The organism is Pseudomonas sp. DWP2-2, assembly GCF_049897065.1.
GTDB classification, from domain to species: Bacteria; Pseudomonadota; Gammaproteobacteria; order Pseudomonadales; family Pseudomonadaceae; genus Aquipseudomonas; species Aquipseudomonas paracarnis.
The window spans coordinates 258,606-282,638 of sequence record NZ_JAFCVN010000001.1 but is presented as its reverse complement, the minus strand read 5'-3'; the positions used below and the strand labels follow the sequence as shown (position 1 = coordinate 282,638).

Genomic DNA, 24,033 nt, shown 5'->3' with positions numbered 1-24,033 from the left:
GTCGCAACCAACGTCAAACACACCTTGTGGGCGGTACAGACACGAATCGGCTCAGGTGGGTAGCTTAGAGCGGCGATCCGAAGGCCCTTGCCAGGGCCCCTGATTAGCGGGAGCGAGGCCATCATGCCCATGCTTTTTTGGCTCGTCAAATGTTTTGTAGTGCTTTTTTTCAGGCACTACATCTTTAGTCTAATGCGACTTGCCAGTCAGTTTTTGGTGCCTCAGTTCAGGGTGTCGACCTTGACCCGCAAAGTCAGGTCATCGCGGCCCTGAGTAGAGTAGCTGCGGGTTGTAGAGGATTTGTCCGCCTGGGTTTCACGATTGATGCCGGCCAGGGGGATCCATTCGCCCAGGCGGCCGCTGACGGTTGTGTCGGTGCTTTGCACGTTCACTACATCGGGACGTTCCTGGCTCATGCGGTCACGGTTGGTACTGATGGCCAGGTGTACGGTCTCGCCAGTCACGCTGGCGGTCACGTAAAAACCCTGGGTGACGTTGCGATACTGGGTCTGGTTTTGCAGATGGCCATAGCTATCCTGTTGCGTGGTGGTCAGCGGTACGCTCTGGCCGACCTGGATCAGCGCGGGCACGCCTTCGCTGGCCTGGATCTGCTGCACGCCACCGTCGCGGCTGGCAGTGCCGTAGCTGATGATGCGGGTCTGGCTGTCACCGCTGTTCTGTTGGTTGTTCTCGTTGGTATCGACGGTGATCAGCAGGCGTTTGGCCGGTGTATCCAATTGACCGAGCAGTGCGCGCAAGCCCTCGATCCTGGCGGGCTCAGCGTTAACGATAAGCTGGTTGCCGTAGGCGCTGACGGTGCCGTCCTTGCTAATGAAGTTCTGCGCCACGGGAAGCAGGTCGGCGCTGGTGCGGTTGTTCAGGTTGACGACTTCAGTGGCGGCCATGGCGCAAGCGCTGACGGTCATCACGAGGGCGGTGAGCAGGGTGCGTAGGGACATGTCCGTTATCTCTGCGAGTCATTTGCTTGATAGTGCCAGTTTGTCGGCCTGGTGGGTCGCAAGTTGAATCGTAGACGGCAAAATGCCCTGGCAGGCAGGGCATTTTGTGGTGTTGCTGAAATAGCTATCGCAGGCAAGCCAGCTCCCACACTTGAGCGTATTCCAGGGATGTGCTCGGTCAGCTGTGGGAGCTGGCTTGCCTGTGATAAAGGCGATGCGGGCTTGAATCAGCCCTCGCGCACCATATCCACATGCGGAATCCCGACCTCAAGAAACTCATCGCTGACGATCTTGAAACCCAGTCGCTCATAGAACGGTGCCGCATACACCTGCGCACTCAGGAATTGCCTGGTCTGGCCGCGTTTCACGGCCTCGCCAATTACTGCTTCCATCAGCTTGTCGCCGACTTTCAGTCCGCGCCAGTCCTTGAGCACCGATACCCGACCGATCTCGCCGCTGGGCAGCAATCGAGCGGTGCCAATCGGGAAGTCGCCTTCGTATGCAAGAAAATGCATGGCGCCGGCATCGTCCGCGTCCCACTCCAATTCAGGCGGGACCGATTGTTCAGCGATGAATACCGCTTCACGAATGCGCCGAATCTCGTCGATATCCTTTCGCCAGTCCGCGACACTTACGTGAATTTTATTCATCCGCGAACCCCAGGCTGCCTTGCTTGACCAGTTCGCACAGTAGGTCGCGACCGTCTTCGTCGGCCAGCCACTCGCCCAGGTTTTCGCTGTGCAGTGCATCGGCCGAGCACACCAGCTTCAACAGTTCACGCAGTTTGCCCGGCAGGTAACGGCTCTGGCCGCTGGCGAACAGCAGTACGTCGTCATCCACTTCGGACCAGGCCAGGCGTGCGCTCGGATTGCGTACCAGGATCGCGCCGTCTTGCAGGCTGTTGATGAAGTCTTCTTCGCCCAACTCTTCGCCGGCCACCAGTTCCGGGTAGCGTGGCTCGGTCATGAACTGGCCGAACCAGGTCAGCAGCATGCGCTCATCGCTCATGTGCTCGGCGAGCAGGCCCTTGAGGCGGTCCAGTGCGTCGCCCTGGATCTGGTGTGGGTCGCTGACCGGCTGGGCGTCGGCGTCGGTGTAGCGCTCTTCGTCGGTCAGGTACTGGCTGAGGAAGTCGGTGAAGTGGGTCAGCACTTCAGCGGCGCTCGGTGCACGGAAACCTACGGAATAGGTCATGCAGTCGTCTTCGGCAATACCGAAATGGGCCAGGCGCGGGGGCAGGTAGAGCATGTCGCCCGGTTCGAGCACCCATTCGGCGCTTTCTTCGAATTCGGCGAGGATGCGCAGGTCGGCGTGTTGCAGTAACGGGCTTTCGGAATTGCACATCTGGCCGATCTTCCAGTTGCGCTTGCCCTGGGCTTGCAGCAGGAACACATCGTAGTTATCGAAATGCGGACCGACGCTGCCACCCGGCGCGGCGAAGCTGATCATCACATCATCGATACGCCAGCTCGGCAGGAAGCGGAAGTGCTCCAGCAGCTCAGCCACCTCCGGCACGAACTGGTCGACTGCCTGCACCAGCAGGGTCCACTCGCGCTCGGGCAGGGTGCTGAAAGCGTCTTCGGCGAACGGGCCGCGACGCAGTTCCCACGGGCGCTCGCCGTGTTCGATCACCAGGCGCGACTCGACTTCTTCTTCCAGGGCCAGGCCTGCCAGTTCGTCGGCGTCGATCGGGCTTTCGAAGTCAGGGATGGCCTGGCGGATCAGCAGCGGTTTTTTCTGCCAGTAGTCGCGCAGGAATTCCCGTGCCGTGATGCCGCCCAGAAGTTGAAGAGGGATATCAGGATTCATGTGTAACCTATTGAAAAAAAGCACTTTTAAGACAGGAATAAAAACGCCCGGCGCGGCCGGGCGTCTCAAAGGAGCTTGCTTGGATCAGATGCGCTTGGCTTGTTCTATAGCGTTGCCGATGTAGTTGGCCGGGGTGAGCAGTTTCAGCTCGGCCTTGGCTGCGGCTGGCATGTCCAGGCCGTCGATGAAAGTTTGCAGCGCTTCGGGGCTGATGCCCTTGCCGCGCGTCAATTCTTTCAGCTTCTCGTAAGGGTTTTCGATGTTGTAGCGGCGCATCACGGTCTGGATCGGTTCGGCCAATACTTCCCAGCACGCGTCCAGGTCAGCGGCAATCTTCTGCTCGTTGAGCTCCAGCTTGCTGATGCCTTTGAGGCTGGCTTCGTACGCGATCACGCTGTGGGCAAAGCCCACGCCGAGGTTGCGCAGTACGGTGGAGTCAGTCAGGTCGCGCTGCCAGCGGGAGATCGGCAGCTTGCTGGCCAGGTGCTGGAACAGAGCGTTGGCGATGCCCAGGTTGCCTTCGGAGTTTTCGAAGTCGATCGGGTTGACCTTGTGCGGCATGGTCGACGAGCCGATTTCGCCGGCAACGGTGCGCTGCTTGAAGTAGCCCAGGGAGATGTAGCCCCAGATATCGCGATCGAAATCGATCAGGATGGTGTTGAAGCGTGCAATCGCGTCGAACAGCTCGGCGATGTAGTCGTGGGGTTCGATCTGCGTGGTGTAGGGGTTGAAGCCCAGGCCCAATTCGTCTTCGATGAAGGCGCGGGCGTTGGCTTCCCAGTCGATCTCAGGGTAGGCCGACAGGTGGGCGTTGTAGTTGCCTACAGCGCCGTTGATCTTGCCCAGCAATGGCACGGCGGCGACTTGGGCGATCTGGCGCTCCAGGCGGTACACCACGTTGGCCAGTTCTTTGCCCAGGGTGGTCGGCGAGGCCGGCTGGCCGTGGGTGCGCGACAGCATCGGCACGGCAGCGAAACGGATCGCCAGCTCGCGGATGGCTTCGGCGGTCTGGCGCATCAGCGGCAGCATCACGTCATCACGGCCTTCGCGCAGCATCAGGGCGTGGGACAGGTTGTTGATGTCCTCGCTGGTGCAGGCAAAGTGGATGAACTCGCTGACCTGGGCCAGTTCCGGCAGTTGGGCCGCTTGCTCTTTGAGCAGGTATTCGATGGCTTTGACGTCGTGGTTGGTGGTGCGCTCGATCTCTTTCACACGCTCGGCGTGCTCCAGGGAGAAGTTTTCCGCCAGGGTGTTCAATACAGCGTTGGCCTCGGCGGAAAACGCCGGCACTTCGCTGATGGCGGGGTGAGCGGCCAGGCGCTGGAGCCAGCGCACTTCAACCAGGACACGGGCACGGATCAGGCCGTACTCGCTGAAAATAGGGCGCAGGGCCTGGGTTTTGCCGGCGTAGCGGCCGTCAACAGGGGAAACCGCAGTGAGCGAAGAGAGCTGCATGGGGTGTTCTCGGACAGTCGGGCAACGAAATGGGGCGCGTATCATACATGAAAAAATCCGCCGGTCCGTCGCCAACTGACCGGCGTATTACGCGTAATGGCTTGAAAACAGCCTGCTGGTGCGACTTATTCGTTGCGCATCAACGGGTAAAGCTCTTTGAGCAATTTGCGTCGGCTGATCACCAACTGCCAGCGATGACCGCCCAGTTGGCGCCACAAGCGTGCCGAACGAATACCGGCCAGGAGCAGGGCGCGGATTTTCGACGCGTTGTTGGGTTGCTGCAGGTTACGCATGTCGCCATGCACCTGGATGCGCTGGCGCAGGGTGCTCAAGGTGTCCTGGTACAGCGCACCACAGGCGGCGATCACGTTTTCGTGGGCCGGGCCGAAGTGTTCTACCTGGGACTGGATCTGCGGCAGGCGCTTGCCGATGGTGTCCAGCAGGTCGTCGCGCTTGGCCAACTGGCGCTCAAGGCCGAGCATCGACAGGGCATAACGTAGCGGCTCGCGCTGCAAAGTACTGGGGTCGCGCTCCAGGGCGCCGATCAGGGCGCGATAGCCTTCACGCAGGGCCAGGTCGTCGCCGCCGTAAACCTCAAGGGTGTCCTTGGGGTCGCGGATCAGCAGGCTGCCGAGCATGCAGGTCAGGCCGGCTTCAGTGACCTGGCCGGTCTTGGCGATCTTGTCCACCAGTACCGCAGCGAGAAAGACACCGCCAAGGGCTGTCAACTGCTCCTGGGTCGGGCTCATGCCGGGTTGCTCCAGGCTTGCGCAACTTCAATCACGCCGCCGCCCAGGCAGATTTCGCCGTCATAGAACACCACGGACTGGCCAGGGGTGACCGCGCGTTGCGGATCATCGAAGGTGGCACGGTAGCCGGTGGCGGTCTTTTCCAGGGTGCAGGGCTGGTCGCTCTGGCGATAACGCACTTTGGCGGTCAGGCGGCGCGGGGTGCTCAAGTCGATAGGGTTGACCCAATAAATCTCGGAAGCGAGCAGGGCGCCGGAGAACAGTAGCGGATGCTCGTTGCCCTGGCCGACCACCAGCACGTTGTTCTCCAGGTCTTTGACCAGTACGTACCACGGCTCTTCACCGGCGTCCTTCAAACCGCCGATGCCCAAGCCCTGGCGTTGACCGATGGTGTGGTACATCAAGCCATGGTGGCGGCCGATCACTTCACCCTCGGTGGTCTTGATCTCGCCCGGTTGCGCCGGCAGGTATTGCTTGAGGAAATCGCTGAAGCGCCGCTCGCCGATAAAGCAAATGCCGGTGGAGTCTTTCTTCTTGGCGGTGGCCAGGCCGTGCTTCTCGGCAATCTTGCGCACTTCGGGTTTTTCCAGCTCGCCGACCGGGAACAGAGTCTTGGCGATCTGTTCACCGCCCACGGCGTGCAGGAAGTAGCTCTGGTCCTTGTTCGGGTCCAGGCCCTTGAGCAGTTCGGTGCGGCCATCGATATCGCGACGGCGCACGTAGTGGCCGGTAGCTATCAGGTCGGCGCCGAGCATCATAGCGTAGTCGAGGAAGGCCTTGAACTTGATTTCGCGGTTACACAGGATGTCCGGGTTCGGCGTGCGGCCGGCCTTGTATTCGGCCAGGAAGTGCTCGAACACGTTGTCCCAGTACTCGGCGGCGAAGTTGGCGGTGTGCAGCTTGATGCCGATCTTGTCGCACACGGCCTGCGCGTCCGCCAGGTCGTCCATGGCGGTGCAGTATTCGGTTCCATCGTCTTCTTCCCAGTTCTTCATGAACAGGCCTTCCACCTCATAACCCTGCTCCATGAGCAGAACGGCGGAAACGGAAGAATCCACGCCGCCGGACATGCCGACGATGACGCGCTTCTTTTGTGTGTCAGAAGGGGCTGGATCACGCATAGGGTTTCAACGGGTGTCTTGAAAAAGGACGCGATTCTATCAGGCCCGAGCCGCTAAGGCTAAAGAGAAGGGCGGATCAATTCGAGACTGTGCCTGTGGCCGGCCAGATAATCATCGATGCAGCGGATGATCAGCTCGCTGCGCCAGTCGTCGCGCACGGCCATCAGCTCGTCACGGGTCAGCCAGCGGGCGCGCAGGATGCCTTCGTCGAGTTGATATTCCGGGTGGTGTTTCAGTGCCTTGGCGATAAAACAGACCCGTTGGTAGGTCACGCCATTGCTCGGGGCGGTATACAGGTAGATGCCGACGATGCCGGTGGCTTCCACGTCCCAGCCGGTTTCTTCCAGGGTTTCGCGCACGGCGGCTTCGGTCAGGGTTTCATTCGGGTCCAGATGGCCGGCGGGCTGGTTGAGCACGGCGCGGCCGCCCTTGAGTTCTTCGACCATCAGGAAGCGGCCGTTGTCTTCGACGATGGTGGCGACGGTGATGTGAGGTTGCCAGGTCATGGGAAGTCTCTTGGGATGCCCCGCGGTCTTCGGGCAGGATTGCGGGCAATGTGGGAGCTGGCTTGCCTGCGATGACGGTCTACCAGCAAGCTATTCAGTAGCTGACCCACCGCTATCGCAGGCAAGCCAGCTCCCACATTCTATTGGGTTTCTTCAGTTAAATCGGTGGCAGTCCGAAACAGAAACCCCGGCACTGGGCCGGGGCTTCTTCGCATCCTTACAACCTTACTTCAACTTGGCAATCGCCGCATTGAGGGTGTTGCTCGGGCGCATGGCTTTGCTGGTCAGCTCAGGGTTCGGCGCGTAGTAGCCGCCGATGTCCACTGGCTTGCCCTGTACGGCGTTGAGTTCGGCAACGATGGTTGCTTCGTTCTCGGCCAGGGTTTTGGCCAGTTCGCCAAACTGCGCTTGCAGTGCCGTGTCTTCGGTCTGGGCGGCCAGGGCTTGTGCCCAGTACAGCGCCAGGTAGAAGTGGCTGCCGCGGTTGTCGATGTTGCCGACCTTGCGCGATGGCGACTTGTTGTTGTCCAGGAACTGGCCGGTGGCCTGGTCCAGGGTCTTGGACAGTACCAGGGCTTTCGGGTTGTTGTACGTCACACCCAAATGCTCAAGGGACGCGGCCAGGGCCAGGAACTCGCCCAGGGAATCCCAGCGCAGGAAGTTTTCTTCCAGCAGTTGCTGCACGTGCTTTGGAGCCGAACCGCCGGCACCGGTTTCGAACAGGCCACCGCCATTCATCAGCGGCACGATCGACAGCATCTTGGCGCTGGTGCCCAGCTCCATGATCGGGAACAGGTCGGTCAGGTAGTCGCGCAGTACGTTGCCGGTCACCGAGATGGTGTCCAGGCCCTTGCGGGTGCGCTCCAGGGTGAACTTCATCGCATCGACCGGGGCCATGATGCGGATGTCCAGGCCTTCGGTGTTGTGGTCTTTCAGGTAAGCCTGAACTTTCTCGACCACTACGCCATCGTGGGCGCGCTGGGGGTCCAGCCAGAAGATGGCCGGGGTGTTGCTGGCGCGGGCACGGTTGACGGCGAGCTTGACCCAGTCCTGGATCGGAGCGTCTTTGGTCTGGCACATGCGGAAGATGTCGCCAGCTTCGACGTTCTGTTCCATCAGCAGGTTGCCCTGGCTGTCGGTGACGCGGACAACGCCGTCAGCCTTGATCTGGAAGGTCTTGTCGTGGGAGCCGTACTCTTCGGCTTTCTTCGCCATCAGGCCAACGTTTGGCACGCTGCCCATGGTGGTCGGGTCGAAGGCGCCATTGGCCTTGCAGTCTTCGATGACCGCCTGGTAGATGGTGGCGTAGCAGCGATCCGGGATCACAGCCTTGGTGTCGTGCAGCTGGCCGTCGGTGCCCCACATCTTGCCGGAGTCACGGATCATCGCTGGCATCGAGGCGTCGACGATGACGTCGCTTGGCACGTGCAGGTTGGTGATGCCTTTGTCGGAGTTGACCATCGCCAGGGCAGGGCGAACGGCGTAGACCGCCTGGATGTCGGCTTCGATCTGCGCTTGCTGGTCGGCCGGCAGGGCCTTGATGCGGGCGTACAGGTCGCCGATGCCGTTGTTCAGGTTGAAGCCGATCTGCTCCAGCACCGTGGCGTGCTTGGTCAGGGCGTCTTTATAGAACTCGGCAACGATCTGGCCGAACATGATCGGGTCGGAGACCTTCATCATGGTGGCTTTCAAGTGAACCGACAGCAGCACGCCTTGCTTCTTGGCGTCTTCGATTTCAGCGGCGATGAAGCTGCGCAGGGCTTTCTTGCTCAGCACGGCGGTGTCGATGATTTCGCCGGCCTGAACGCTGGTCTTTTCCTTCAGGACGGTGGTGGTGCCGTCCTTTGCGACCAGCGCAATTTTGACCGCGTCAGCGGTTTCGATCTGCACGGCTTTTTCGCTGCCGTAGAAGTCGCCGCTGTTCATGTGGGCAATGTGCGACTTGGAGTCGGCAGCCCAGGCGCCCATCTTGTGCGGGTGCTTGCGTGCATAGTTCTTGACCGACAGCGGTGCGCGACGGTCGGAGTTGCCTTCGCGCAGTACCGGGTTCACGGCGCTGCCCTTGACCTTGTCGTAACGTGCACGGGTTTCTTTTTCCGCGTCGGTGGTTACGGTTTCAGGGTAGTCCGGCAGGGCGTAGCCCTGGGCCTGCAGTTCCTTGATCGCGGCTTGCAGCTGCGGGGTCGAGGCGCTGATGTTGGGAAGCTTGATGATGTTGGCTTCAGGCGTAACGGCCAGGTCGCCCAGTTCGGCGAGGTGGTCCGGGATGGCCTTGGTGCCCAGTTGCTCGGGGAAGCTTGCGAGGATGCGCCCGGCGAGGGAAATGTCGCGGGTTTCCACGGCAATATCAGCGGAAGCGGTGAAGGCCTCTACGATAGGCAGCAGTGAATAGGTGGCGAGGGCTGGGGCTTCGTCGGTGAAGGTGTAGATGATCTTCGAGCGGGTGGGCATATTCGGATTAACTCTCTTCTTTGCTGAAAGCGTGCGCAGAAACTCGAGATGCGCCGGGTAGAGCGCGTTCGTTCAAAGTCATCCATGAGCGAAATGTCGAGGTTTCTTCGCGGTGATGTTGGTTTGCATCAGTCGAGCGTCAAGCGGGTGGGCTATGGTAATAGTCCGGCTTTCTGGCGAAAGGCTACGTGCTAGAGCGGTCCGCCGTCGTGACTCTTTGGTCAGCGGCAGCATTATACATAGGTCGCTATGCTTACGCTGAGCCTTCATACAAAAGGGGGCTCGTCCATTGGTCTAAAGGTCGCAGGTGCGTGGGGTGGTGAGATGTGCTCAAGATTGGCGCTTTTCCCTTTGCTTTCAGGCTTGTAGGCCACCAAATGTGCTGTTTTCGATGCAAATGAGCATGGCGTGAGGTTTCAGTCGCCATTTATCTGGAGTAGGCTCGAACGCAGCCAGATGTTCAATCCATAGATGGAGTTCAGCATGGGATACAAGAAGATTCAGGTTCCGGCAGTCGGCGACAAAATCACCGTCAATGCAGACCATTCTCTCAATGTTCCTGACCAACCGATCATCCCCTACATCGAAGGAGACGGTATTGGCGTCGACATCAGCCCGGTGATGATCAAGGTGGTCGATGCCGCTGTTGAAAAGGCTTACGGCGGCAAGCGCAAAATCTCCTGGATGGAGGTGTACGCTGGTGAAAAGGCCACTCAAGTTTACGACCAGGATACGTGGCTGCCCCAGGAAACCTTAGATGCGGTCAAGGATTACGTGGTGTCCATCAAGGGTCCTCTGACCACGCCGGTCGGTGGCGGCATCCGCTCGCTGAACGTGGCCCTGCGCCAGCAACTTGATCTCTACGTGTGTCTTCGCCCGGTGCGCTGGTTCGAAGGCGTGCCCAGCCCGGTGAAAAAGCCTGGCGACGTGGACATGACCATCTTCCGTGAGAACTCCGAGGATATTTACGCGGGCATCGAATGGAAGGCCGGTTCGCCGGAAGCGATCAAGGTGATCAAGTTCCTCAAGGAAGAAATGGGCGTTACCAAGATCCGTTTCGACCAGGATTGCGGGATTGGCGTCAAGCCGGTCTCCAAAGAGGGTACCAAGCGCTTGGCGCGCAAGGCCCTGCAATATGTGGTGGATAACGACCGCGACTCGCTGACTATCGTGCACAAAGGCAACATCATGAAGTTCACCGAGGGTGCCTTCAAGGAGTGGGCCTATGAGGTGGCGGCTGAAGAGTTCGGTGCGACCTTGCTCGATGGCGGGCCGTGGATGCAGTTCAAGAACCCCAAGACCGGCAAGAATGTGGTGGTCAAAGATGCTATTGCCGACGCCATGCTCCAGCAGATCCTGCTGCGCCCGGCCGAATATGACGTGATCGCCACGCTCAACCTCAATGGTGATTACCTGTCCGACGCCCTGGCGGCGGAAGTGGGCGGTATTGGTATTGCGCCGGGGGCCAACCTGTCGGACACCGTGGCAATGTTTGAAGCCACCCACGGCACTGCGCCTAAATATGCGGGCAAGGATCAGGTCAACCCTGGGTCATTGATCCTGTCTGCGGAAATGATGCTGCGGCATATGGGGTGGGTCGAGGCAGCGGATCTGATCATCAAGGGCACCAATGGCGCGATTTCGGCCAAGACTGTGACTTATGACTTCGAGCGTCTGATGGATGGCGCTACGTTGGTGTCGTCGTCGGGCTTTGGTGACGCGTTGATCAAGCATATGTAAACAGGTAGACAAAACCGGCCGCCCTGATGATTCGGGGCGGCCGGTTTGCTTTCAGTGCTTTGTTCAGAAGCTGGTCAGGCCTGCTTGCTTTTCTTGTCTTGATTTGTGACCGTGCGCCGCGCCGTTTTCTACAGCAGGCGTGGTGGTGATGCCTTTGATATTCACCGCATGCAAGCCCTTTGGGCCCTGGGTAATGTCAAAGGATACCGGTTGACCCGCCTTCAGCGTTTTGTACCCATCCGCCTGGATCGCTGAGAAATGCGCAAAAAGGTCTTCTTGCTTGCCGTCTTCATTAATGAAGCCGTAACCCTTGGCATTGTTGAACCACTTGACCTTACCACTAGCCATTCCCTTATCCCTCTGCACCAGACTCCATCACTGGAGTATCATCCTGTCTATCCGTCCTAACCCGAATAAATAAGGTTGACTGCGCGGACCTTTTTTACCCACTGTGGGCTCTATTTGTTGTAACACCGTTTCGCCGATAGTCAAGGTGACCCAATAGTCAGAGTTGAAATTCTGACAGGTCGCCCCCACCACTGTAATTGAACCACTGACGAACCTTTCTTTCCCATGCATGCAAACAGCCAGATTCGACTAACATTCAATCAGGATCGCCCGGATCAGGAACATGACGACGACGGTTCTGCAGGCATTGCTGTTCAGGAGGCCAAGCCTGCTTTACAGGCGCCGCCGATGTACAAGGTGGTTTTGTTCAATGATGACTACACACCGATGGATTTCGTCGTCGAAGTGCTCGAGGTGTTTTTTAACCTGAACCGCGAGTTGGCGACCAAGGTAATGCTGGCCGTTCACACAGAAGGACGGGCAGTATGTGGAGTGTTTACCCGCGACATCGCCGAGACAAAGGCCATGCAGGTCAACCAGTACGCCAGGGAAAGCCAGCATCCGCTACTCTGTGAAATCGAGAAGGACGGTTAACGCCGACCACTTGGGTATGAGGTGAAGCTATGTTAAACCGCGAGCTCGAAGTCACCCTCAATCTTGCCTTCAAGGAGGCTCGTTCGAAGCGTCATGAATTCATGACCGTCGAACACCTGCTGCTGGCACTTTTGGATAACGAAGCTGCCGCCACCGTTCTACGTGCGTGCGGCGCCAACCTCGACAAGCTCAAGCATGACCTGCAGGAGTTTATCGACTCCACCACGCCACTGATCCCCGTGCATGACGAGGACCGCGAAACCCAGCCAACCCTGGGGTTCCAGCGGGTATTGCAGCGTGCTGTGTTCCACGTACAGAGCTCCGGTAAGCGTGAAGTCACGGGCGCGAATGTGCTTGTGGCAATTTTCAGCGAACAGGAAAGCCAGGCCGTGTTCCTGCTCAAGCAGCAGAGCGTTGCCCGTATTGATGTAGTCAATTACATCGCCCACGGTATCTCTAAAGTGCCTGGGCACGGCGATCATTCCGAGGGTGAGCAGGATATGCAGGACGAGGAGGGTGGTGAGTCTTCTTCCTCGAGCAATCCGCTGGATGCCTATGCCAGCAACCTCAATGAAATGGCGCGCCAGGGGCGGATCGATCCGCTGGTGGGGCGTGAGCATGAGGTTGAGCGTGTAGCGCAGATCCTTGCGCGTCGTCGCAAGAACAACCCGTTGCTGGTGGGCGAGGCGGGCGTGGGTAAGACCGCGATTGCCGAAGGTCTGGCCAAGCGCATTGTCGACAACCAGGTGCCAGACCTGCTGGCCAGCAGTGTCGTCTATTCCCTTGACCTGGGCGCGTTGCTCGCCGGGACCAAGTACCGTGGCGATTTCGAGAAACGCTTCAAGGCGTTGCTCGGTGAGTTGAAAAAGCGTCCACAGGCCATCCTGTTCATCGACGAGATCCATACCATCATTGGCGCCGGTGCAGCTTCCGGTGGGGTGATGGACGCTTCCAACCTGCTCAAGCCGCTGCTGTCCTCGGGTGATATCCGTTGTATTGGTTCGACCACGTTCCAGGAATTCCGCGGCATCTTCGAAAAAGACCGTGCCCTGGCGCGTCGCTTCCAGAAAGTCGACGTGTCCGAGCCGTCGGTTGAAGACACCATCGGTATCCTGCGCGGGCTCAAGGGGCGTTTTGAAGCGCACCATGGCATCGAATACACCGATGAGGCCTTGCGTGCGGCGGCTGAGCTGGCGTCGCGCTACATCAATGACCGGCATATGCCTGACAAGGCCATCGATGTGATCGACGAAGCGGGTGCCTACCAGCGCCTGCAGCCGGTCGAGAAGCGCGTGAAGCGCATCGACGTGCCTCAAGTCGAGGACATCGTGGCCAAGATCGCGCGGATTCCGCCAAAACACGTCACCAGCTCCGACAAGGAGTTGCTGCGTAACCTGGAGCGCGACCTCAAGCTCACTGTGTTTGGCCAGGATGCGGCCATCGACTCGCTGTCCACGGCGATCAAGTTGTCGCGTGCTGGCCTCAAGTCGCCGGACAAGCCAGTCGGTTCGTTCCTGTTCGCAGGCCCGACCGGCGTCGGCAAGACCGAGGCGGCTCGCCAGCTGGCCAAGGCCATGGGCATCGAACTGGTCCGTTTCGACATGTCCGAGTACATGGAGCGCCACACTGTATCGCGCTTGATCGGTGCGCCTCCGGGCTATGTCGGTTTCGACCAGGGCGGCCTGTTGACCGAGGCGATCACCAAGCAGCCACATTGCGTATTGCTGCTCGATGAAATCGAAAAGGCTCACCCGGAAGTCTTCAACCTGCTGTTGCAGGTCATGGACCACGGGACCCTGACCGACAACAACGGGCGCAAGGCAGACTTCCGCAACGTGATCGTGATCATGACCACCAACGCCGGTGCCGAAACCGCGGCGCGAGCTTCGATCGGCTTTACGCATCAGGATCACTCCTCCGATGCCATGGAAGTGATCAAGAAGAGCTTCACGCCGGAGTTCCGCAACCGCCTGGACACCATTATCCAGTTTGGTCGCCTCAGCCATGAGGTCATCAAAAGCGTGGTGGACAAGTTCCTCACCGAGCTTCAAGCGCAGTTGGAAGACAAGCGCGTGCAGCTGGATGTGACGGAAGCGGCCCGCAGTTGGATCGCAGAGGGCGGATACGATGCGGCAATGGGCGCACGCCCAATGGCGCGTCTGATCCAGGACAAGATCAAGCGGCCGCTGGCCGAAGAGATCCTGTTCGGCGAACTCTCCGACCATGGTGGCGTGGTACACATCGACCTGAAGGACGGCGAGCTGACCTTCGAGTTCGAGACCACGGCTGAAATGGCCTGATCGTTAGCTGCAACATTGCAAGAGGCGCCGAAAGGCGCCTTTTTGCTGTCTGAAATACGATTTACGAGACAGTGACCGTCAACTGTGGGAGCTGGCTTGCCTGCGATGGCGGTCCTTCAGTCGCACATCGTTAACTGGCCCACCGCTATCGCAGGCAAGCCAGCTCCCACAGGGTCAAGTGGCGACTGTTAAATCCTGCGCACACAAAAACGCCCGGCATAACCGGGCGTTTTGTATTGACTTGCTTAGCGAGCGCGGTAAGTGATGCGCCCTTTGCTCAAGTCATAGGGCGTCAGCTCGACGCGCACTTTGTCACCGGTAAGAATACGAATGTAGTTCTTGCGCATCTTGCCGGAGATATGCGCGGTTACGACGTGCCCATTTTCCAACTCCACACGAAACATGGTGTTGGGCAGGGTGTCGACGACAGTGCCTTCCATTTCGAAGCTGTCTTCTTTCGACATGCAGTAAAGCCCTCGGTATCCAGTGAATGGCCCGGTGCAACTGCGCCAGGCAAAAGCGGCGTGCATTGTGCCCGAAAAAGGGTCTTCAAGCCAAGGGGTTCTAGTTAAGCGTGACCCATCTTTGATTAATCAGCAGCTCAATGGGTCGATATTGGGTCTTGTAGTTCATCTTTTTGCAGTTCTTGATCCAGTATCCGAGGTACACCGCTTCCAGCTCCAGGTGCAGCGCTTCGCCTATTTGCCAGAGGATGGCGAAGCGCCCGAGGCTGCGGCGTTCTTCGGTCGGTTCATAGAAGGTGTACACCGCCGAGAGGCCGTTGGGCAGTAGGTCGGTCACCGCTACGGCCAGCAGGCGGCCGTCGAGGCGGAACTCGTAGAAACGCGAAAAAGGCAAGTCACGCACCAGGAATGTGGAAAACTGGTCGCGGCTGGGCGGATACATATCGCCGTCGGCATGACGCTGCTCGATATAGCGTTGGTAGAGATCGAAATATTCTTCGCTGTATTGGGGTTTGGTGGCGTGTACTGTCAGGTCAGCGTTGCGCTTGAGAATGCGTTTCTGATTACGGTCGGGCGAAAACTGCGCAACCGGGATACGCGCAGGCACGCACGCGTTGCAGTTCTGGCAATGGGGGCGATACAGGTGATCGCCGCTGCGCCGGAAGCCCATCTCGGACAGGTCGGCATACACATGCACGTCCATGGGCTGGCTGGGATCGAGGAACAGCGTGGTGGCCTGCTCGTCGGGCAGATAGCTGCATGAGTGGGCTTGAGTGGCATAGAACTTCAAGCGCGCCAGCTCGGTCATGATCAACCCTCGGGATAAGCTTTGAAATAAGTGTAAGCCACGTGCGCGAAAGTCGCCTAGGAAACCCACGGCCCAGCGTTGGGTTGGTCCAGATGTTTATGCAGGAAGTCAGCGAAGACGCTGCGGGGTATGCCGCGGGCGCCCAGGCTGTGCAGGTGATCGTTGGGCATCTGGCAATCGATCAGCACAAATCCCCAGGCTTGCAGTTGCCGGGTCAACGTGGCGAAGCCGAATTTGGAGGCGTTGTCGGCGCGGCTGAACATAGACTCGCCAAAAAACAACTGGCCCATCGCCAGGCCATAAAGGCCACCTACCAGTTCGCCCTGGTCCCAGACCTCGACGGAATGCGCATAGCCGCGTTGGTGCAGCTCCAGATAAGCCTTCTGGATACCTTCGGTGATCCAGGTGCCATCGGCGTAGGCACGGGGCGCGGCGCAGGCATGGATGACGGCGGCGAAATCCTGGTCGAAGGTCACGGTATAGCGCTGCTGGCGCAATAATTTGCCCAGGCTGCGGGAAACATGCAGCTCGTCGGGGAAAATCACCGTACGCGGGTCTGGCGACCACCAGAGGATAGGCTGGCCTTCGGAGAACCAGGGGAAGCAGCCATGGCGGTAGGCCTGGATCAGTCGTTCGGCCGACAGGTCGCCACCGGCGGCGAGCAGGCCGTTGGGTTCGCGCATGGCCTTGGCCAAGGGAGGGAACGTCAGGGTGTCGCGTTGTAACCAGGTCAGCATGGCATCCAGGCTTAGGGAAGGGGAGGGGAGTGGCAGGTCATGCACCTGCACCGCAAGCGTTGATTATTGACGACCCTGCGCCATGGGGCCAGCCCGAATAGGCGATTGACGAGGATTAGCATGAACGGGTGTTTCTGCAACTCTGTACACAGGGTGTGGTCGTAATCGGGTCTGGCGCATGCCGGCCATTTGCCAAGCTTGCCTGGATTGCTAAATACAGCTCATAAGCCTTTGTCAGCAAAGGCAATGCATGCTCAAATTGTCCGTGCAGTCAGGTGAAGGGCAAGTGTGTGGCATCGCGCACGCAAACCCGTACAATGCGGCCATTGTGGCGTTATCGCCATTTCACCTATCCGTCACCGGGTGTTAAAAGTAGATTCAGCAACATTCGTTCATTTTTCAACTGCTCCGGATAGAGCAGTCGTGTGTAGTCATTCAACAGATGGACGCGCTAAAGGCGCAGGAATAGACCCGTTTTGAAGAAATCCGCCGCAGCACCTAAAGCAGCAGTCGTACCGGCCTGGCGCCAGCACCTGCATTACCGACTCAAGGAAGGCGCACTGATTGCCATCGGTGCGCTGTGCCTGTTCCTGATGATGGCCTTGCTGACCTATGGCAAGGACGATCCGGGCTGGAGCCATAACAGCAAGATCGATGACGTGCAGAATTTCGGCGGCCCTGTAGGTTCCTACAGCGCCGATATCCTCTTCATGATCCTGGGTTACTTTGCCTACATTTTCCCGCTGTTGCTGGCGATCAAGACCTGGCAGATCTTCCGCCAGCGTCACGAGCCGTGGCAGTGGAGCGGCTGGCTGTTCTCCTGGCGCCTGATCGGCCTGGTGTTCCTGGTGCTGTCGGGCGCTGCGCTGGCGCATATCCACTTCCATGCCCCGACCGGTCTGCCGGCGGGCGCGGGCGGGGCCCTGGGTGAAAGCCTTGGCGACCTGGCGCGCAGGACCCTGAATATCCAGGGCAGCACCCTGATGTTCATCGCGCTGTTCCTGTTCGGCCTCACGGTATTCACCGACCTGTCATGGTTCAAGGTGATGGATGTGACCGGCAAGATCACCCTCGACCTGTTCGAATTGTTCCAGGGCGCCGCCAACCGCTGGTGGGCCGCCCGTGTCGAGCGCAAGCAAATGGTTGCGCAGCTGCGTGAGGTGGACACCCGTGTCAACGAGGTGGTGGCCCCAAGCACGCCGGATCGGCGCGAGCAAGCCAAGGTCAAGGAGCGCTTGATCGAGCGCGAGCAGGCCCTGAGCAAGCACATGTCGGACCGTGAAAAGCAGGTGCCGCCCGTGATCGCCCCGGCACCGCCCAAGGCGCCGGAGCCCAGCCATCGCGTGCAAAAAGAGAAGCAGGCACCGCTGTTCATCGACAGCGCCGTCGAAGGCACCTTGCCGCCGATCTCGATTCTGGACCCGGCCGAAAAGAAACAACTCAACTATTCCCCCGAATCCCTGGCGGCCGTCGGCCACCTGCTGGAAATCAAGCTCAAGGAATTCGGCGTCGAAGTGTCGGTGGACTCGATCCATCCGGGCCCGGTGATCACCCGTTACGAAATCCAACCGGCCGCCGGGGTAAAAGTCAGCCGCATTTCCAACCTGGCCAAAGACTTGGCACGTTCCCTGGCCGTGACCAGCGTGCGCGTGGTGGAAGTGATCCCGGGCAAGACCACCGTGGGTATCGAGATTCCCAACGAAGACCGCCAGATCGTGCGCTTCTCCGAAGTGCTGTCGACGCCGGAATACGACAACTTCAAATCGCCGGTCACCCTGGCGCTCGGCCATGACATCGGCGGCAAGCCGGTGATTACCGACCTGGCGAAAATGCCGCACTTGCTGGTAGCCGGTACCACTGGTTCCGGTAAGTCGGTGGGTGTGAACGCCATGATCCTGTCGATCCTGTTCAAGTCCGGGCCGGATGACGCCAAGCTGATCATGATCGACCCGAAGATGCTGGAACTGTCGATCTACGAAGGCATCCCGCACCTGCTGTGCCCGGTGGTCACCGACATGAAGGACGCCGCCAACGCCCTGCGCTGGAGCGTTGCCGAGATGGAGCGCCGCTACAAGCTCATGGCGAAGATGGGCGTGCGTAACCTGTCGGGCTTCAATGCCAAGGTCAAGGAAGCCCAGGACGCCGGCACACCGCTGACCGACCCGCTGTACAAGCGCGAAAGCATTCACGATGAAGCACCACTGCTGACCAAGCTGCCGACCATCGTGGTGGTGGTCGATGAATTTGCCGACATGATGATGATCGTCGGCAAGAAGGTTGAAGAGCTGATCGCCCGTATCGCCCAGAAGGCACGGGCGGCGGGTATCCACTTGATCCTCGCGACACAGCGGCCGTCGGTGGACGTGATCACCGGCCTGATCAAGGCCAACATTCCGACCCGCATGGCGTTCCAGGTCTCCAGCAAGATCGACTCGCGCACCATCATTGACCAGGGTGGCGCCGAGCAACTGCTGGGCCACGGTGACATGCTCTACATGCCGCCGGGCACCAGCCTGCCGATTCGCGTTCACGGCGCCTTTGTTTCCGATGACGAAGTCCACCGTGTGGTCGAAGCCTGGAAACTGCGCGGCGCGCCCGAGTACAACGACGACATCCTCAACGGCGTCGAAGAAGCCGGCAGCGGCTTTGAAAATGGCGGCGGTGGCGGTGATGACGATGCCGAGACCGACGCTTTGTATGACGAAGCCGTGGCCTTCGTACTGGAAAGCCGCCGTGCGTCGATCTCCGCGGTGCAGCGCAAGCTGAAAATCGGCTACAACCGTGCCGCCCGCATGATCGAAGCCATGGAAATGGCCGGCGTCGTGACCGCAATGAACACCAATGGCTCGCGTGAAGTCATCGCCCCCGGGCAGATGCGCGACTGATTCCGCGCCGCGTGGCAACACGCGGCGTGCCCTGACTACTCAATGAGGACTCCCATGCGCTTTATCCGCATGCTGTTGTTGCCAGCCCTAGCCCTGACCGCTGTTTCGGCTCACGCTGACCCGGCTTCCGTCGCCAGCCTGAAGAACCTGTTGGACAAATCCCAGACCCTCACCGCGCGCTTCTCCCAGCTGACCCTGGATGCCGGCGGCACCCAGTTGCAGGAAACCGCCGGTGAAATGGCCGTGCAGCGCCCAGGGCTGTTCTATTGGCATACCGAAGGCAAGGCGGAGCAGACCATTGTTTCCGACGGCCAGAAAGTCACGCTGTGGGACCCGGACCTGGAACAGGCGACCATCAAGAAGCTCGATCCGCGCCTGAACCAGACCCCGGCACTGCTGCTGTCGGGTGATGTGTCGAAAATCAACGACAGCTTCGACATCACCTCCAAGCAGACCAGCAACGTCATCGAGTTCACCCTCAAGCCAAAATCCAAGGACACGTTGTTTGACACGCTGTCCCTGTCGTTCGGCAACGGCGTGATCAACAACATGCGCCTGGTCGACAGCGTCGGCCAGCGCACCGATATCCTGTTCTCCGGGGTCAAGGCCAACCAGCCGGTGCCCGCGTCCAAGTTCAAGTTCGACATCCCCAAGGGTGCCGACGTGATCCAGGAATAAACTGCCCAGAGGTTTCAAACGCTGCCCATGGATCTGTTTCGAAGTGACCCGATTGCCCAGCCGTTGGCCGCGCGCTTGCGTTCGACCAACCTGGATGAGTACGTCGGTCAGGAACACCTGCTCGCTCGGGGCAAGCCCTTGCGCGAAGCCCTGGAGCAGGGTGCGCTGCATTCGATGATTTTCTGGGGCCCGCCGGGCGTGGGCAAGACCACCCTGGCGCGGTTGTTGGCGAAAGTCTCGGATGCGCACTTTGAAACGGTCTCGGCGGTGCTCGCCGGGGTCAAGGAGATCCGCCAGGCGGTGGAAGTCGCCAAGCAGCAGGCCGGGCAATACGGTAAACGCACTATCCTGTTCGTCGACGAAGTGCATCGCTTCAACAAGTCGCAGCAGGATGCGTTCCTGCCTTATGTCGAGGACGGTACGCTGATCTTTATCGGCGCCACCACCGAAAACCCTTCCTTTGAATTGAACAACGCCTTGTTGTCACGGGCGCGGGTCTATGTGCTCAAGAGCCTGGATGAAGCGGCGATGCGAAAGCTGCTGCACCGTGCCTTGAGCGAAGACAAGGGGCTGGGCAAGCGCCAGCTGAGCCTCAGCGATGAAGGTTTCAAGATTTTGCTGACCGCCGCCGATGGCGACGGGCGCCGCTTTCTCAACCTGCTGGAGAATGCTTCCGACCTGGCCGAAGACGGCGGCGAGATTGGCGTTGACCTGTTGCAAAGCTTGCTCGGTGACACACGCCGGCGTTTCGACAAGGGCGGCGAAGCCTTCTACGACCAGATTTCCGCGCTGCACAAATCCGTACGCGGTTCCAACCCTGATGGCGCGCTGTATTGGTTTGCGCGCATGATCGATGGCGGTTGCGACCCGCTGTACCTGGCGCGTCGTGTGGTGCGCATGGCCAGCGAAGACATCGGCAATGCAGACCCGCGCGCCCTGAGCCTGTGCCTGGCCGCCTGGGAGGTGCAGGAGCGCCTCGGCAGCCCGGAAGGCGAGCTGGCGGTGGCCCAGGCCATCACTTACCTGGCCTGCGCGCCCAAAAGCAACGCGGTGTACATGGGCTTCAAGTCGGCCCTGCGTGCGGCCGCCGAGCATGGTTCCCTCGAAGTGCCGCTGCACCTGCGCAACGCGCCGACCAAGCTGATGAAGCAACTGGGGTATGGCGACGAATACCGTTATGCCCACGATGAGCCGGACGCCTACGCGGCCGGCGAAGACTACTTCCCCGATGAGCTGGAGCCGCAGCCGTTCTACCAGCCAGTGCCCCGTGGCCTGGAGCTGAAGATCGGCGAGAAGCTCAACCACCTGGCCACCCTTGACCGTCTGAGCCCCAGGCAGCGGAGAAAAACATGATTCCTTTAGTGGTCGCCGTCTCGGCGGGAGGTATCGCCGGTACACTGCTGCGCTTCGCCACCGGCAATTGGATCAACGCCAATTGGCCGAAACACTTCTATACGGCGACGCTCGCCGTTAATATCGTGGGCTGCCTGTTGATCGGCGTGTTATACGGCCTGTTTTTGTTACGCCCGGAAGTGCCTGTCGAGGTACGTGCCGGCCTGATGGTTGGCTTTCTTGGCGGCCTGACGACTTTTTCATCCTTTTCACTGGATACCGTGCGCCTGCTGGAAAGCGGGCAAGTGCCGCTGGCGATTGGCTATGCGGCCATCAGCGTATTCGGCGGGCTGCTCGCCACCTGGGCTGGCCTGTCCTTGACCAAACTTTGATAACGAGAGACCGACATGCTCGATTCCAAACTGTTACGTAGCAACCTTCAGGACGTAGCGGACCGCCTGGCATCCCGTGGCTTTGCCTTGGATGTTGCGCGCATCGAAGCGCTGGAAGAACAGCGCAAGACCGTCCAGACCCGCACCGAAGCACTGCAGGCTGAACGTAATGCGCGCTCCAAGTCCATCGGCCAGGCCAAGCAGCGCGGTGAAGACATCGCGCCGTTGATGGCGGATGTCGAGCGCATGGGCACTGAGCTGTCCGACGGCAAAATCGAGCTGGAAGGCATTCAGACCCAATTGGATTCGATCCTGCTGGGCATTCCGAACCTGCCCCACGAATCTGTGCCGGTCGGCGAAGATGAAGACGGCAACGTCGAAGTGCGCCGCTGGGGCACGCCGAAAGCCTTCGATTTCGAGATCAAGGACCACGTCGCCCTGGGCGAATTGACCGGTGGCCTGGATTTTGAAACCGCGGCAAAAATGTCCGGCGCACGCTTTGCCTTGCTGCGCGGCCCGATTGCGCGCATGCACCGTGCACTGGCGCAGTTCATGATCAACCTGCACACCGGCGAACACGGTTATGAAGAGGCCTACACCCCGTACCTGGTTCAGGCGCCGGCGTTGATGGGCACCAGCCAACTGCCGAAATTCGAAGAAGACCTGTTCAAGATCAGCCGCGACGGCGAAGCCGACCTGTACCTGATCCCGACCGCCGAAGTGTCGCTGACCAATATCGTCGCCGGCGAAATCCTCGACGCCAAGCAACTGCCGTTGAAGCTGGTTGCTCACAGCCCGTGCTTCCGTAGCGAAGCCGGCGCCTCGGGTCGCGACACCCGTGGCATGATCCGCCAGCATCAGTTCGACAAGGTTGAAATGGTCCAGGTAGTAGAGCCGTCGACCTCCATGGAGGCCCTGGAAGGCCTGACTGCCAACGCCGAGCGCGTGCTGCAGTTGCTGGAGCTGCCTTACCGCGTACTGGCCCTGTGCACGGGCGACATGGGCTTCAGCGCCGTGAAAACCTACGACCTGGAAGTGTGGGTGCCGAGCCAGGACAAATACCGCGAGATTTCGTCGTGCTCCAACTGCGGTGACTTCCAGGCCCGTCGCATGCAGGCGCGTTTCCGCAACCCGGAAACCGGCAAGCCGGAGCTGGTGCACACCCTCAACGGTTCGGGCCTGGCCGTAGGCCGTACCCTGGTGGCTGTGCTGGAAAACTACCAGCAGGCGGACGGTTCGATCCGTGTACCTGAGGTGCTCAAGCCGTACATGGCGGGCGTTGAGGTCATCCGCTAAATGGAATTTCTGCCGCTGTTTCATAACCTGCGCGGCAGTCGTGTGTTGGTCGTCGGTGGTGGGGAGATTGCCTTGCGCAAATCCCGGCTGCTGGCCGACGCCGGCGCGGTGTTGCGGGTGGTTGCTCCCCAGATCGAAAGCCAGCTGCGTGAGCTGGTGCTGGGCAGTGGCGGGGAACTGATGTTGCGCGGTTATCAGGAGGCCGACCTGGACGGTTGCACCCTGATTATCGCAGCCACCGACGATGAGCCACTGAATGCGCAAGTATCCAGTGATGCCAAGCGTCGCTGCGTGCCGGTCAATGTGGTGGACGCGCCAGCGTTGTGCAGCGTGATCTTCCCGGCAATTGTCGACCGTTCACCCTTGGTGATTGCCGTCTCCAGCGGCGGTGACGCGCCGGTACTGGCACGGCTGATCCGCGCCAAGCTGGAAACCTGGATTCCCTCGACCTACGGTCAATTGGCTGGGCTGGCCGCGCGTTTTCGGGCTCAGGTCAAAGGTTTGTACCCGGATGTGCAGCAACGCCGGGCGTTCTGGGAAGAAGTGTTCCAGGGCCCGATTGCCGACCGCCAGTTGGCCGGGCAGGGCGAGGAGGCCGAGCGCCTGTTGATCGAAAAGGTCAATGGCGCGCCGCCTTACGCGCCCGGTGAGGTGTACCTGGTGGGGGCGGGCCCAGGCGACCCGGATTTGCTGACCTTCCGCGCATTGCGCCTGATGCAGCAAGCCGACGTGGTGCTGTACGACCGTTTGGTTGCACCGGCGATTTTGGAACTGTGCCGTCGTGATGCCGAGCGCGTGTACGTCGGCAAGCGTCGCGCCGATCACGCGGTGCCCCAGGACCAGATCAACCAGCAACTGGTAGACCTGGCCAAGCAAGGCAAGCGCGTGCTGCGCCTCAAGGGGGGGGACCCGTTCATCTTTGGTCGTGGTGGCGAAGAGATCGAAGAGTTGGCGGCCCACGGCATCCCGTTCCAGGTAGTGCCGGGTATTACGGCAGCCAGTGGTTGCGCGGCCTATGCCGGGATTCCGCTGACTCATCGCGACTATGCCCAATCTGTACGTTTTATTACCGGGCACTTGAAGAACGGTACCTCGGACTTGCCTTGGCAAGACCTGGTCGGCCCCTCACAGACCCTGGTGTTCTACATGGGCTTGATTGGCTTGCCTATCATTTGCGAGCAGTTGATCAAGCACGGGCGCGCGTCGGACACCCCAGCGGCGCTGATCCAGCAGGGCACCACGTCCAACCAGCGCGTGTTCACCGGCACCCTGGCCGACCTGCCGCGCATGGTGGCGGAGCATGAGGTGCATGCGCCGACATTAGTGATCGTCGGTGAAGTGGTGGTACTGCGTGAGAAGCTCAAGTGGTTCGAGGGCGCTCAATCCCAAGTCTGAACCGGCTCTTGTGG

21 protein-coding genes are annotated in these 24,033 nt (G+C 60.0%); 9 read left to right on the top strand and 12 right to left on the bottom strand.

Going from position 1 to position 24,033, the window contains the following annotated elements:
• Positions 1 to 221: 221 nt before the first annotated feature.
• The 8 genes from ACP7CZ_RS01145 to ACP7CZ_RS01110 form a co-directional block, all read right to left on the bottom strand.
• Positions 222 to 959 carry a secretin N-terminal domain-containing protein gene (locus ACP7CZ_RS01145; RefSeq protein WP_294196273.1) on the bottom strand — a complete coding sequence of 246 codons (738 nt, stop codon included), beginning with the start codon at positions 957 to 959 and terminating at the stop codon, positions 222 to 224.
• Between the two features lie 227 nt (positions 960 to 1,186).
• Positions 1,187 to 1,609, bottom strand: coding sequence for a GNAT family N-acetyltransferase (locus ACP7CZ_RS01140; RefSeq protein WP_003192105.1), 423 nt, complete (start codon positions 1,607 to 1,609; stop codon positions 1,187 to 1,189).
• On the bottom strand, positions 1,602 to 2,768 hold the full coding sequence (locus tag ACP7CZ_RS01135) for a cupin domain-containing protein (protein ID WP_014718907.1): 1,167 nt from the start codon (positions 2,766 to 2,768) through the stop codon (positions 1,602 to 1,604). Before ACP7CZ_RS01135 ends, ACP7CZ_RS01140 begins: the two co-directional genes overlap by 8 nt.
• An 84-nt stretch (positions 2,769 to 2,852) precedes the next feature.
• Positions 2,853 to 4,223, bottom strand: a complete 1,371-nt coding sequence (gene purB / locus ACP7CZ_RS01130) for an adenylosuccinate lyase (RefSeq protein ID WP_294196277.1) — start codon at positions 4,221 to 4,223, stop codon at positions 2,853 to 2,855.
• 125 nt (positions 4,224 to 4,348) lie between these two features.
• Complete coding sequence (hflD, locus tag ACP7CZ_RS01125; protein WP_003192101.1) at positions 4,349 to 4,972, bottom strand: high frequency lysogenization protein HflD; 624 nt, start codon at positions 4,970 to 4,972, stop codon at positions 4,349 to 4,351.
• Positions 4,969 to 6,093: a tRNA 2-thiouridine(34) synthase MnmA gene (mnmA, locus tag ACP7CZ_RS01120; RefSeq protein WP_034127883.1), complete on the bottom strand. Its 1,125-nt coding sequence runs from the start codon at positions 6,091 to 6,093 to the stop codon at positions 4,969 to 4,971. The genes hflD and mnmA overlap by 4 nt, the downstream gene beginning before the upstream one ends.
• Before the next feature lie 59 nt (positions 6,094 to 6,152).
• The gene (locus ACP7CZ_RS01115; RefSeq protein ID WP_294196279.1) at positions 6,153 to 6,599 is read right to left on the bottom strand and encodes an NUDIX hydrolase; all 447 of its coding nucleotides are present in this window, start codon (positions 6,597 to 6,599) and stop codon (positions 6,153 to 6,155) included.
• Positions 6,600 to 6,824: 225 nt separating this feature from the next.
• Positions 6,825 to 9,050, bottom strand: a complete 2,226-nt coding sequence (locus tag ACP7CZ_RS01110) for an NADP-dependent isocitrate dehydrogenase (RefSeq protein ID WP_294196282.1) — start codon at positions 9,048 to 9,050, stop codon at positions 6,825 to 6,827.
• A gap of 483 nt (positions 9,051 to 9,533) precedes the next feature.
• Between ACP7CZ_RS01110 and icd the strand changes: the two genes are divergently transcribed.
• Positions 9,534 to 10,790: an NADP-dependent isocitrate dehydrogenase gene (icd, locus tag ACP7CZ_RS01105; protein ID WP_005789095.1), complete on the top strand. Its 1,257-nt coding sequence runs from the start codon at positions 9,534 to 9,536 to the stop codon at positions 10,788 to 10,790.
• 63 nt (positions 10,791 to 10,853) lie between these two features.
• Here the strand turns inward: icd and cspD are convergent, their stop codons facing one another.
• Positions 10,854 to 11,138: a cold shock domain-containing protein CspD gene (gene cspD, locus ACP7CZ_RS01100; RefSeq protein WP_054899045.1), complete on the bottom strand. Its 285-nt coding sequence runs from the start codon at positions 11,136 to 11,138 to the stop codon at positions 10,854 to 10,856.
• Between the two features lie 225 nt (positions 11,139 to 11,363).
• Between cspD and clpS the strand changes: the two genes are divergently transcribed.
• Both clpS and clpA read left to right on the top strand, forming a co-directional pair.
• A complete protein-coding gene (gene clpS / locus ACP7CZ_RS01095; RefSeq protein ID WP_005789091.1) occupies positions 11,364 to 11,732 on the top strand; it encodes an ATP-dependent Clp protease adapter ClpS in 369 nt (122 codons plus the stop codon).
• A gap of 29 nt (positions 11,733 to 11,761) precedes the next feature.
• Entirely contained in the window at positions 11,762 to 14,032 is a 2,271-nt protein-coding gene (gene clpA / locus ACP7CZ_RS01090; protein WP_003192090.1) for an ATP-dependent Clp protease ATP-binding subunit ClpA, read from the top strand.
• Between the two features lie 245 nt (positions 14,033 to 14,277).
• Here the strand turns inward: clpA and infA are convergent, their stop codons facing one another.
• The 3 genes from infA to aat all read right to left on the bottom strand — a co-directional run bounded on the left by infA (position 14,278) and on the right by aat (position 16,041).
• Complete coding sequence (gene infA, locus ACP7CZ_RS01085) at positions 14,278 to 14,496, bottom strand: translation initiation factor IF-1 (protein ID WP_002553999.1); 219 nt, start codon at positions 14,494 to 14,496, stop codon at positions 14,278 to 14,280.
• Between the two features lie 100 nt (positions 14,497 to 14,596).
• Positions 14,597 to 15,304, bottom strand: coding sequence for an arginyltransferase (locus ACP7CZ_RS01080; protein WP_054899046.1), 708 nt, complete (start codon positions 15,302 to 15,304; stop codon positions 14,597 to 14,599).
• A 56-nt stretch (positions 15,305 to 15,360) separates the two neighbouring features.
• Positions 15,361 to 16,041, bottom strand: coding sequence for a leucyl/phenylalanyl-tRNA--protein transferase (aat, locus tag ACP7CZ_RS01075; RefSeq protein WP_054899047.1), 681 nt, complete (start codon positions 16,039 to 16,041; stop codon positions 15,361 to 15,363).
• A gap of 476 nt (positions 16,042 to 16,517) precedes the next feature.
• Between aat and ftsK the strand changes: the two genes are divergently transcribed.
• From ftsK to cysG, 6 genes are read left to right on the top strand one after another with little or no spacing between them, the layout of a single operon-like run.
• Complete coding sequence (gene ftsK / locus ACP7CZ_RS01070) at positions 16,518 to 18,926, top strand: DNA translocase FtsK (RefSeq protein WP_032896677.1); 2,409 nt, start codon at positions 16,518 to 16,520, stop codon at positions 18,924 to 18,926.
• A gap of 54 nt (positions 18,927 to 18,980) precedes the next feature.
• Positions 18,981 to 19,604: an outer membrane lipoprotein chaperone LolA gene (gene lolA / locus ACP7CZ_RS01065; RefSeq protein WP_003174700.1), complete on the top strand. Its 624-nt coding sequence runs from the start codon at positions 18,981 to 18,983 to the stop codon at positions 19,602 to 19,604.
• A 27-nt stretch (positions 19,605 to 19,631) separates the two neighbouring features.
• Complete coding sequence (locus ACP7CZ_RS01060; RefSeq protein ID WP_034127878.1) at positions 19,632 to 20,957, top strand: replication-associated recombination protein A; 1,326 nt, start codon at positions 19,632 to 19,634, stop codon at positions 20,955 to 20,957.
• Positions 20,954 to 21,328 (top strand): fluoride efflux transporter CrcB, encoded by a 375-nt coding sequence (gene crcB, locus ACP7CZ_RS01055; protein ID WP_003192080.1) that lies wholly within the window; start codon positions 20,954 to 20,956, stop codon positions 21,326 to 21,328. Before ACP7CZ_RS01060 ends, crcB begins: the two co-directional genes overlap by 4 nt.
• Before the next feature lie 15 nt (positions 21,329 to 21,343).
• Positions 21,344 to 22,624 carry a serine--tRNA ligase gene (gene serS / locus ACP7CZ_RS01050; RefSeq protein ID WP_032896683.1) on the top strand — a complete coding sequence of 427 codons (1,281 nt, stop codon included), beginning with the start codon at positions 21,344 to 21,346 and terminating at the stop codon, positions 22,622 to 22,624.
• On the top strand, positions 22,625 to 24,019 hold the full coding sequence (cysG, locus tag ACP7CZ_RS01045; protein ID WP_054898296.1) for a siroheme synthase CysG: 1,395 nt from the start codon (positions 22,625 to 22,627) through the stop codon (positions 24,017 to 24,019).
• Positions 24,020 to 24,033: the final 14 nt, after the last annotated feature.